The following is a 9,910-nucleotide window of genomic DNA, read 5'->3' on the forward strand; positions in this document are numbered from 1 at the left end:
GCGCCGTCGGGCTTCGGCGGCGGCGGAAGTGCGCCGCCCGGCTTCGGCGGGGGCGGCGGCGGAGGTGCTGCGCCGTCGGGCTTGGGCGGTGGTGGTGGACCTGCCGCGCCCGGCTTGGGGGGTGCCGCCGGAGCGGGGGCCGGAGCGGGGCGGCCGCCGCCCGCGGGAGGGTTGGCCGGGAGAGGGGGCGGAGCCCCGCCTCCGCTCAGCACGCGGTTGACCGCGACGGTGAGACGGGGGAAGAAGCCCCGGGACTGGTCCGCCGCGGCGTCCTGCCGGACCTCCTCGACGAACTCCTGGGGGATCCGCGGTGTCGACTGCTCACCTGTCCATTCCAGGAAGCTGCCGCACGAGCCGCAGAAGGCGTCCTTGTCATGGTTGCGCGATCCGCAACCCCTGCAGACGATCACGGGATCACCTCGATCGAGTGGCGCAGATGGGCCGGCTTGCAGGCGCGGACGATGTCCTCGAGCGCGACCAGGTCCACCGCGCCCGGATCCACTCCGCGGATCCGGATGCCGATGTGCGGCTCGGGTCTGCCCGGCAGCGCTGTTCCGGGGGTGTCGCCCACGACCACGCCGCCGCTGTCGTCGATGTCGACGACCGCGCCGGTCGCGATCTCCAGTTGGCGCGCGAGCCCGGCGGGGGTGCCGCGCCACCGGTAGAGCTCGACGATGTGGGCGACCATCTCGCGTCTGCGCCGGGCGTTCCAGTTCTCGTCCAGGGCGACGTCGAACCAGCCGGCCAGCCAGGACAGGAAGTCGTCGGGCGCCAGGAGCGGGTCGAGATAGGCGGTCAGGCAGTCCAGGGTGGCGATGACGGGGGCCAGGACCTCGTCGAGGGCGTCGGTCAGCCGCATCGCGAACCCGTCCTCCTGGAAGATCGCGGGCATCAGCCGGCCCATGGGGGAGGGGGTGGCCAGCCCGGGAACCGTGCCCCGCATCAGTGGGCCTCCACGCGGACCTGATGGCCGTGGGAGAAGACCATGCTGTTGGGTTCGAGGTGGATGCGGCGCTGTTCCCCGCCGTGCTCCCCGGTGATCGGGTTGACGCTGAACAGGCGGACGTCCTCGACGAGTTCGACTCCGTGCAGCTTCTGCAGGACCGCGTACACCTCCCCCGACTGGACCGGACGCCCGAACGGCCAGCCGTGGCCCTCGGGGCCGCCGCCGGGGAGCGGGCTGAGGAAGGTGTAGAGCGCGCGCAGGGCCTCCTCGCGCAGGCGCGCGCGGTCGGTGCGCGGGCGGGCGACCAGCCGCGCGACCACCGTGACGCCCCGGTACAGGGGCGGTTCGACCACCACACGGGTGCCGAGCAGCCGTACCTCGTCCAGGCGGGCGGCGATGCGGTCCAAGGTGGTGCGGTCCGGGATCAGGGCGGGCAGGTCGATGCGCCCGTCCTCGCTGTGGGCCGTCGGGACGACCAGCACCCGGACGGCGCCGGGCGCGTCGCCCGGGGCGTCGGCGGGCAGGCAGCGCAGGCGTCCGGCCTCCGGGGCGGCTTGGCGGGCGAAGAACTCGAAGTCGTCGGCGGTCACCGCGCGGCTGCGGGTGCGCAGCAGCAGCGGCCCGCGGTCCCTGGCCTGGGCGACGCTCTCGCCCTCGGTGCCGCCGGCGGCCGGGACGAGGTTGTCGACCCGGGAGATGAACGGCACAGGTGAGGTGAGCAGGTCGATCGCGTGCGCGGCGACGTTGCCGCGACTGCCGCCGCCGGTGGCGAAGCCTCGCAGGCGGGCGGCCGCGCCCGGGTCGGGGACGGCCCCGTAGTGGCGCAGCGTGCCGTCCGGCAGCCGCACCGCCGGGCCGAGGCGGATCTCGCCCGCCGTGGCGTCGAGTTGGAAGTGCCGGTCCTCGGGGCCGCTCTCGGCGAAGTGGTCGACCTCGGTCCACTCCTGCCAGCCCTCCGCCTCACTGGAGATCTCCAGGACCGGCGTGCCGACCGCCGCGAGCACCGGCACGCGCGGCACCTGGAAGCGCTGGCCCGCGACGCCCTCGCACACCCCGAGGTCCTCGGCGTCGGCGAACTCCGCGTTGAGCGCGGCGACGGTCCCGCCCACGGTGCTGACCGACAGGCCGCGCACCACCGGGGAGGCGGTGTAGTGGGGTTGGCCCGGTTCGGCGGCGGTCACGCGGGCGCGCAGCCAACCGGCCAGGACCCCGTTCAGCAGCGCGGCCCGGTGCTCCCGGGGGACGTGCAGGATCACCGAGCCGGTGCGGTTCAGCCCGCCGGTGGTGTCGCTGGAGAGCTCGCACGGATGCCACCGCTCCCCGTCCCACGCCTCCCACGCCAGCGGCGGGCGGCGCGGGTCGACGCCGACGCCCTCGATCCGGCCCTGGAAGTCCACGGTGACGGCGCAGCACGGCACCGCCGTGTCGAGCCCGATCAACAGTTGGTCGTCGCTGCGCGGCGGGTCGCTGAAGGCGGGGAAGGAGCCGCGCAGCTCCAAGGTGGTGGTGTGGTCGGTGGTGTCCTCGCCCGTCTCGGGTCCGCCGGCGACCGGGGGCGGAAGCGGAAGAGGAAGCGGAAGCGTCTGCGGGCCGGCGATCCGGCGCAGGTGCCGGACGCGGCAGGGAGGGATGGTGAGGTCCTCCAGGGTGGAGAACACCACCGGCTCCTCGGCCTGGGACCCGGCCGTGGCCGTGGTCGTGGCGCGGGGGACCACCAGGGGCGAGTCGAGTGCGGAGGTCAGCCAGAACGTGACCGGCACCCTGGCCGCCGTCGGCGGCAGCAGCCGCAACCCGATCAGGTCCAGGAACCTCAGGTAGAGGCGGTCCGGCACCTGGTTGAGCCGGTAGAGCAGTTGCTCGGTCATCTGCGCGAACGTCTCGATGAGCGTGACGCCCGGATCGGAGACGTTGTGGTCGGTCCACTCCGGGCAGCGCTTCTGGACCATGCGCTTGGCATCGTCCACCAGCTGCTGGAAGGTGCGGTCGTCGAGATTCGGGGACGGCAGTGCCATGCGCTGCTCCTCGGGGCGTTGGGGTGTTGGGTGTCGTGGACCGGGGCCTAGCCCTCCTGGGGGATCGTGTAGAAGGGGAAGACGAGGTTCCGCCAGTCGTTGGTGTCCTTCACGGCGTACTGGATGTCGATCAGAAGCCGGTTGTCGTGGTCGGGATCGACGCCGACGTCCACCGCGGCCACGTCGATCCGCGGCTCCCAGCGTTCGAGCGCGCGGCGCACCTGAAGGGCGATGTCACCGGCCACGGAGCTGTCGGCGCCCGCGAAGACGTAGTCCCGCAGCGGGCAGCCGAACTCCGGGCGCATGGCGCGCTCACCGGGGTAGGTCATCAGCACCAGCTCGACGGCCTGCTCCAGTTCCCGCGCTCCGCCCACCATGGCGACGCGCCCGGTGGCGTCGACGCCCAGCGGGTAGGCCCAGCCGCACCCGATGAACTCCTCGTGCATTGCGCCTCCTCAACTTGCGTCCGGCCCCGGCCTAACCCAGGGAGATCTGCGCCCCCTTGACGGCCACCTGCCCCTGGCCGCTGACCTCGACCTCGGCCCCGGACAGGGTGACCTTGCCCTGGCTGCGCACCTCCACCTCGCTGCCGCTCAGGGTGAGCCTTCCGCCGCAGGCCACTTCGACGGGCACGCCCTGCCCGGTCTGGACGCTCACCCCTCCGCTGCCCGTGCACGACACCGTCACCTTCCCGTCCTGGTGGTGCGAGACGACGGTGACAGTGCCCGCCACCATGTCGAAGGACAGCTCCAGCGACCCGTCGCCGCTCCCCAGACTGATCCGGGACTCGTGCGGGGGGCCGTCCTGCGGCATGTCGTCGGTGAACAGCAACTGGTTCCCGCTGGGCGCGGCGAATCCCCGCCGGACCACCCTGCTCGCCTCCCCGGACCTCCTCACCGCCGTCTTCGGCAGGCCGAAGGTGCTGCCCTGGGAGACCACCGCGCCGAGGACGTACGGTCGGCGCGGATCCTGCAGCTCGAAACCCAGCAGGACCTGGTCGCCGACCTCGGGCAGGAACATGGTGCCGCTGCTGCCCGCGCCGCCCAGCTGCATCACCGGGGCCCAGTCGCTCTCGTAGGAGGGCGCCAGCAGCGGCAGGACGACCTTGACCCGTCCCAGCGCCCGTGGGTCGCCGGTGTCGCTGACGATCCCGCACATCAGTCCCGGCAGCGCCGGATCGGCGGCCGCGCGGCTCTGGGCCAGCCGCAGCAGCGACCGGTCCTGCAGCCCGCCCACGCGGAACTCGGTGACGTAGCGGACTCCCCGGGCCAGGTCGATCATGTGGGTCGCGCCGGTCACCGTCCAGGCGCCCGCGAACGGCTCAGGCACGCCGGTGATGCTCACCCGCGTCCCGGGACGCAGCGTGGGATCGCCCGCGGCGCTGCCGTCGGCCTCGGCGAACGTGCTGGACATGTGCTCGGCCACGCCGTCGGCGACCAGGCGGGCCGCCGACGCGATCTGCGCGCCGGTGGCGACCTGACGGTCCACCACGACGTAGGCGTCGTTCGAGGGAGCCGGCCCGCGGTCCCGCACCCCCGCGCCCAGCTCACCGCGGAAGGCGAGCCCGAACGGCCCGGCGGCCCGCTCGGCGCTCGTGCCACCGGTGAACGTCGCGCTGGACAGGGGACCGCTCTGCGCGACCGCCTTGGCGTCGATCGGGTCCCACACCCGCACCTCCACCTGCCCGGCCAGGTTCCCGCCGGTCACCCGGGGCCGGAACTCCCGCAGGTTGCCACCCAGTTCGAGAGCCCTGGACGGGCCTGCCGCAGCGGGCCCGCAGAAGTAGAACCGCCCGTCGGCGACCCCCACGTGGAAGCCCAACTCCCGGGCCCGCCACAGCAGGAAGTCCCAGTCGGTCTGATCCGTCTGGCCCAGGTGCTCGTGCACGGCCGAGGTCTGCTCGACGCAGGCGCCGACGTCCAGTCCGACCTCCCGCAGGACCCGCCGCACGATCGCCGAGTCGGTCATCCGCGCGAACGTGCGGGTGCGGCGGACCCGCTGGAGCCGGTGCGCCCGGTCGTAGCCGCGCACCACGGTCTCGCAGGCCAGGCGCTCGTAGCGGCCCTCCAGGGCCACCACCTCGCCCCTGATCAGCGAGGTGGCGGAGGTCGCGCCGTCCGCGGTCGCCAGCACCTGGACCTCGGTGCCGAGCGCAAGCCCCGACCGGGTCAGGGTCGCGCCGTCGACGTCGCGGAACCCGATCTCGAACATCGAGGGTCGGGAGCGGTCCTCGTCGACCACGACACGGGTGATCCTCCCGTGCATCTCCGGCGACAGGGGCGTGCGACCGCTGCCGGTGCACACCTGCATGCTCGCGGGGTTGTCAGGCATCACGCGCCTCCAGGGGGCTCGTAGGCCTCGTAGACACCGGGCAGGTACAGACGCCGGCCCGGGCGCACCCGCAGCGGGTCCTCGACGCCGTTGGCGTCGGCCACGCGCCGCCACAGGTTCGGATCGCCGTACCTGCGCACGGCCACCGACGCGAGCGTGTCCCCGTCCACGACGGTGCACGCGCCCCGGCCGGGGATTCCGGCGGACGTCGGATTCTGCGCGCCCAACTGAAGGTTCTTCAGGACGCGCAGCGTCAGCGTCGCGTTCGCACGCAGCGGCTCGCCCTGCTCGCTGAACCGGGTGTAGGAGGCGTCGAGTCGGGTGAGCTCGGCCGTCTCCACCCGCAGGTCACCCCAGGTGAAAGCGAGTTGCGGCAACTCGCCCTCGGAGGCTTTCGTCGCGCCGGGCGGCAGGACCGGCGTGGCCCACCGCGTCAGCAGGTCGACCGCCGCCCTGACCGGCCTGTCGTCGCCGACCAGGGTGAGGTCGCTGCACGTCAGCGTCGTCTGGCCGAGGTTGTGCAGGGCCTCCTTGCGTTCGTTGTAGTCCTCGCAGAACCGCACCTTGGACGTGTGGTTGATCCGGAGGGCGGCTGGGTTGAAGTCGAAGGTCAGCACCGCGCGCGAGCCGCCGATGACGGTGGGCTCCCTCATGTTCCAGCCGCCCAGCAGTTCCACGAGCCGGGCCTTCGCCCCTGCCGTCGTCGTCGGCGGCGCTTTGGCCGATCGGGCTCCCGGGCTGGGGGCCGCCGGGGTCCAGGGCGGGGTCATCGGGGTTCTCCGTCCGCCGTCGCATCCTGTCGACTTGGCAGGCGCAGCCGCCGGCCCGGCCGAAGACGCAAGGGGTCCTCGATGCCGCTCGCGTCGGCGATCCGGCGCCACTGCCCCGCGTCGCCGAACGCCGCCTGGGCCACGGATCCGAGGGTGTCGCCCTCGACGACCGTGTGGGCGCCATGTCCCGGCCGCCCGCCGGACGTCGGGTTCTGCCTCTTGTCGAACTCGCCCGCGTCGGTGGACTTTGCCGGGTCCGGATCCAGCACGTGCAGCACGAGATCGACGGTCGCGCGCAGGGGCACGCCACGATCGCTGAACCGGGTGATGTCGGCCGTGACGTTGCGCAGCTCCACCGGGGTGTAGACGGTGCGGCCCCAGGTGAATTCGAGCGGTGTGTGCTTCTTCGCGGACACCTTGTCCGTCGTGTCCGTCAGCAGCGGGGTGCTCCAGGCGAGCAGCTGGCCGAGGACGGCGGCTACGGTCCGTCCACCGGAACCGTCGAAGGTGACCGACGTGAACGCCAGTTCCGTGGAGCCGTAGTCCTCGTGTCGAACCGGTTGCTCGTCCTGGGTCTGGTCCGGTCTTCTGAGCGGCGCGGACCGGTGCCTGACGCTGACGCCGGTGGGGTTGTAGTCGAGCACGATCCCGTTGGCCGGGCGCGGCCGTGCGGCATCGATCTCGCTGAGCGTCGCCCTGGGAACAGCTCCGGGTCCTGGTGCGGTCATCAGTGCCTCGCCCTCACGTCGTCCGCCGGGGGTCCGCGGCATGGCTCAGGAATCCGTGGTGCTCCAACTCGAGTCTTTCCATGGCCACTTTGCTGGTCGAGGCGTCGAAGTCGGCCACCGACCAGACCACCGGGACGACATGGGACAGACTCCACGAGCAGACCTCCACGCCCTGGAAGTCGTACAGCGTGATCTTCGCCCCTTCAGGGGTGAACCGCCTCGCGGCGGAACCGTCGCCCGCGTTCACCCAGTTGCTCTCGACTCGCTTCAACCATCCGAGGACGAAGGTGGATCCGGCGCGCGTCAGGGCGCGTTGCAGGATGATCCGGGAGAACTTCACGCGCTCGGGCAGCAGATGTGCGTAGGAGTACGCACCGCCCTCCTCCACCGTCTTGGTGGTGAACTCCACCTTCAGCCCCGAGCAGGTGCTCCAGCAGCCCAGGTCGTCGCCGTCCACCTGGACGGTGAAGCGGTTCGTCAGAGCGACAGGGTCCCGCGTTCCGCCGCCTTGCAGGCCACCTGCCAGGGTCGGGCTCGCCAACGAGGACGCGCGAGCGGCCAGGGACGCAGGATCCGGGGGAGAAGACATGGTGGTACCTCCTCGAAGGGGCTTTCCAGGGCCGCACCGGCCCGGTCACGGCAAGGCTTTGTCGTCCTGAAGGAAACCCGAGTGGGCGAGCTCCAGCGTCTCCATGGCGACCTTGCTGCCGCCGGCGTCGAAGTCCGAGATCGACCAGCCCGCCGGGAAGAACGCCGTGAGCTCCCAGGTGACCACCGGCAGTCCGAGCCAGTCGACCATGGAGATCTCCCCGGTGGAGAAGGAGGCGTTCACGGCGGTGTTCTTGAGCCACCGCTGCACCGTCTCGGAATCCCTGCACGCGGCCCGGCTCAGCTTGATCAGCTGGTACGTCGTCTGCCCGGGAAACTGCACAAGGGAGTTCCACCCGGCACCGGTGCGGTACTCGCAGACCCGCCAGTTCACCTGGAGGCCGGACACCTTGGACCAGGTGCCCAGGTTGTACTCCGGGGTGTCGATGAGGACGCGGAAGCGGTGCGCCATCCCCGTCGTCCCGAACATCCCGCCGATCAGTGTGTTGGCGCGGCTGAGCATCGCCGCGGCCGGACCCCCGGAACCCGTTGTCGGAATCTGTAGCGTCATCTCGGGCCTCCTCATCTCGTGTCGTGGCTCCTAGCGGAAATCCATCAGCCGACCGCTGCGCTCGCGGTCGATGAGCAGTTCGTTGCGGATCCGCGCCGACAGCCGCGGGTAGACCAGGACCGCCAGCTCGTCCACGTCCCGAGGGTTGTCGAGATCGAGCAGTCGGCGGTCGTCCACCTCGTGTTCGGGCGCGACGCCCTCGTCGGAGCCCGGACGGACCGGGGGAGTCTCCTGCCACGGGGCCTGCCACGACGGCGTCATGGGCACGGTCCCGCCCAGGTACCGGGCGGCTGAGCCCTCCTGCGGCAGCGTCGCCCCCAGCAACGCGCCCGCTCCGCCGGCGGCCAAGGCGGCGACGGCTGCGGACAGCCGGCCGGGCGACAACTCCTCGGCGTCACCAGGCCCGGTCGTCGGCGGAGACGAGGGGAACCGGGGGAACTCGACAGGTGCGGCAGGTGCGGCAGGCGGGGGTGACGGGCCGAACGCCCCGGAACCGACCAGGCGGTTGAGCGACGCCTCCGGACCGTCCTGCGGCCCTTCGTCCGGGAAGGCACCGGCGGACGCCGTGGGCGTCTGCGCGGCGCTCCCCGTGACGGATCCGGCATCCGGGCCCGGCCGGGGCATCGGCGGCGGGGCCTGCGCGTCGGACCGGGGCTCGCCCCGGGACGGCGGGCTCGGGAGGGCGCCCGGGGTCGCCTCGGGCGCGAGGGGCGCGACCGGTGCGACGTGCGCGGCCGTGTCATCTGCTGCCGCGTCCGGGGGCAGCGGCTGTGCGGGCTCGCCCGGAGCGGGCACAGGTGTACCCGGCACCGGACCGGGCACGGGCGCCGACCCCGGCACCACGGGGTCCGGGTCGGTGCCGAGCACGACCTCGGGCGGCCAGGACCTCTCCGGGCCCGCGAGCGCGGTTTTCGAAGGGGCTCCGGCCCCCCACCCCCGGGCGAGGAGCTGGTTGAGCGCGTCCAAGGTCGCAGGTACTGCGCGGGCGGCGGTCGTCGCGGTGGACTCCGCGCCCCCCTGGTCGCTCGCGTTGGAGCGTTGGTCCAAGGGAGCCGGGGCAGCGGCATCGACGGCGTGCCAGCCTTGATCGAGCAGGCGGTTCAGTGCTTCCAGCGTGGACGGCGCGTCCGGGGGCGGCGCGCCCGCCGGGCTGGAGGCCGGCTGAGGCTCGGGGACCGGGGCCGCCGCCGAACGCGGCGGACGGCCCAGCGCACCGACGTCCGCGAGGTTCGCGACGTCCGCTGCGGGCGGGGCGTAGCGCGGCGCAGCCGGGTTCGCGGGCACGAACCCGCTCGTGACGGGGAGGTGCCGCCGGGCCGTCCCTGCCGCTGCCGCGTGGCCGGTTGCACGGACCACGGGCAGGAAACCGGGTGGCGGCAACTGCCTGGTGGCGGCCCACTGTTCGGCGATCCGGGCCTCGACTTCCGCCTCCTCGTGTCCCGGTTCGGGACCGGGGCCGCCCATGGCGGAACGCTGCTGGGCCGCGTGCATCAACTCGTGGGCGAGAAGCCCGCGGACCTCGGGATGGCCGAGCGATTCGGGCCCGGCCGGCAGGAACACCGCACCCTGCGTCGTGAAGGCCCTGGCACCCAGGGCGCGGGACCGGTCGGCCACGTCCTCGCCCAGGAAGACCGGCACGTCGCCGACCTCCACGCCGAACGTCCGGTGCATCTCGGCGGCGAGGCCCTCGGGAACAGGGGAGACCGTCAGCGTGGGTCGGCGGGGGAGCGCACCGAGCGGCGCCCGGTACACGACCCCGACCGGACCGCTGTCCGGGGCGACGCCCGCGGGGTCGCCTCCGCGGTCCTGTCCGGGGCCGGACGGGTCCGCAGGGGCTTCCCTCCACGGCGCTTCGGCGGTCGTGTCGGCCTCGGTGGCCTGGGGCGGACCCGCGGGCACGCGTGGGGCGGGCCCTTGGGTGGGCGGTCGGACAGGTGCCGTTGCGTCGGCAGGCGGCTCGGGCC

Annotated in this window: 9 protein-coding genes and 1 pseudogene; all 10 read right to left on the minus strand. The window is 73.1% G+C overall.

Annotated elements, in window-relative coordinates; all coding sequences use genetic code 11:
• Positions 1 to 410, minus strand: a pseudogene (locus TR50_RS49000) (hypothetical protein); the annotation flags it as partial.
• On the minus strand, positions 407 to 943 hold the full coding sequence (locus TR50_RS21285; RefSeq protein ID WP_201776847.1) for a phage tail protein: 537 nt from the start codon (positions 941 to 943) through the stop codon (positions 407 to 409). The gene TR50_RS21285 and the pseudogene TR50_RS49000, both read right to left, overlap by 4 nt.
• Positions 943 to 2,958: a putative baseplate assembly protein gene (locus tag TR50_RS21290; RefSeq protein ID WP_042423829.1), complete on the minus strand. Its 2,016-nt coding sequence runs from the start codon at positions 2,956 to 2,958 to the stop codon at positions 943 to 945. The genes TR50_RS21285 and TR50_RS21290 overlap by 1 nt, the downstream gene beginning before the upstream one ends.
• Before the next feature lie 47 nt (positions 2,959 to 3,005).
• Positions 3,006 to 3,404: a GPW/gp25 family protein gene (locus TR50_RS21295; RefSeq protein ID WP_042423832.1), complete on the minus strand. Its 399-nt coding sequence runs from the start codon at positions 3,402 to 3,404 to the stop codon at positions 3,006 to 3,008.
• A 31-nt stretch (positions 3,405 to 3,435) separates the two neighbouring features.
• Positions 3,436 to 5,289: a VgrG-related protein gene (locus tag TR50_RS21300; RefSeq protein WP_042423835.1), complete on the minus strand. Its 1,854-nt coding sequence runs from the start codon at positions 5,287 to 5,289 to the stop codon at positions 3,436 to 3,438.
• The gene (locus TR50_RS42740; RefSeq protein WP_152648529.1) at positions 5,289 to 6,059 is read right to left on the minus strand and encodes a LysM peptidoglycan-binding domain-containing protein; all 771 of its coding nucleotides are present in this window, start codon (positions 6,057 to 6,059) and stop codon (positions 5,289 to 5,291) included. The genes TR50_RS21300 and TR50_RS42740 overlap by 1 nt, the downstream gene beginning before the upstream one ends.
• Positions 6,056 to 6,787: a CIS tube protein gene (locus TR50_RS42745; RefSeq protein WP_160311146.1), complete on the minus strand. Its 732-nt coding sequence runs from the start codon at positions 6,785 to 6,787 to the stop codon at positions 6,056 to 6,058. The genes TR50_RS42740 and TR50_RS42745 overlap by 4 nt, the downstream gene beginning before the upstream one ends.
• Before the next feature lie 13 nt (positions 6,788 to 6,800).
• Entirely contained in the window at positions 6,801 to 7,376 is a 576-nt protein-coding gene (locus tag TR50_RS21315; protein ID WP_084700663.1) for a phage tail protein, read from the minus strand.
• 45 nt (positions 7,377 to 7,421) lie between these two features.
• Entirely contained in the window at positions 7,422 to 7,946 is a 525-nt protein-coding gene (locus TR50_RS21320) for a phage tail protein (RefSeq protein ID WP_042423841.1), read from the minus strand.
• A 30-nt stretch (positions 7,947 to 7,976) separates the two neighbouring features.
• Positions 7,977 to 9,845 (minus strand): eCIS core domain-containing protein, encoded by a 1,869-nt coding sequence (locus tag TR50_RS21325; protein ID WP_042423843.1) that lies wholly within the window; start codon positions 9,843 to 9,845, stop codon positions 7,977 to 7,979.
• Positions 9,846 to 9,910 lie beyond the last annotated feature (65 nt).

The sequence above is a fragment of the Streptacidiphilus anmyonensis genome (assembly GCF_000787855.1).
In the GTDB taxonomy this organism is placed as follows: Bacteria; Actinomycetota; Actinomycetes; order Streptomycetales; family Streptomycetaceae; genus Streptacidiphilus; species Streptacidiphilus anmyonensis.

Bases quoted from the DNA above. Each gene is read 5' to 3' on its own strand.
- TR50_RS21285 (WP_201776847.1), bottom strand. From the start codon at position 943: ATGCGGGGCACGGTTCCCGGGCTGGCCACCCCCTCCCCCATGGGCCGG.
- TR50_RS21290 (WP_042423829.1), bottom strand. From the start codon at position 2,958: ATGGCACTGCCGTCCCCGAATCTCGACGACCGCACCTTCCAGCAGCTG.
- TR50_RS21295 (WP_042423832.1), bottom strand. From the start codon at position 3,404: ATGCACGAGGAGTTCATCGGGTGCGGCTGGGCCTACCCGCTGGGCGTC.
- TR50_RS21300 (WP_042423835.1), bottom strand. From the start codon at position 5,289: ATGCCTGACAACCCCGCGAGCATGCAGGTGTGCACCGGCAGCGGTCGC.
- TR50_RS42740 (WP_152648529.1), bottom strand. From the start codon at position 6,059: ATGACCCCGCCCTGGACCCCGGCGGCCCCCAGCCCGGGAGCCCGATCG.
- TR50_RS42745 (WP_160311146.1), bottom strand. From the start codon at position 6,787: ATGACCGCACCAGGACCCGGAGCTGTTCCCAGGGCGACGCTCAGCGAG.
- TR50_RS21315 (WP_084700663.1), bottom strand. From the start codon at position 7,376: ATGTCTTCTCCCCCGGATCCTGCGTCCCTGGCCGCTCGCGCGTCCTCG.
- TR50_RS21320 (WP_042423841.1), bottom strand. From the start codon at position 7,946: ATGACGCTACAGATTCCGACAACGGGTTCCGGGGGTCCGGCCGCGGCG.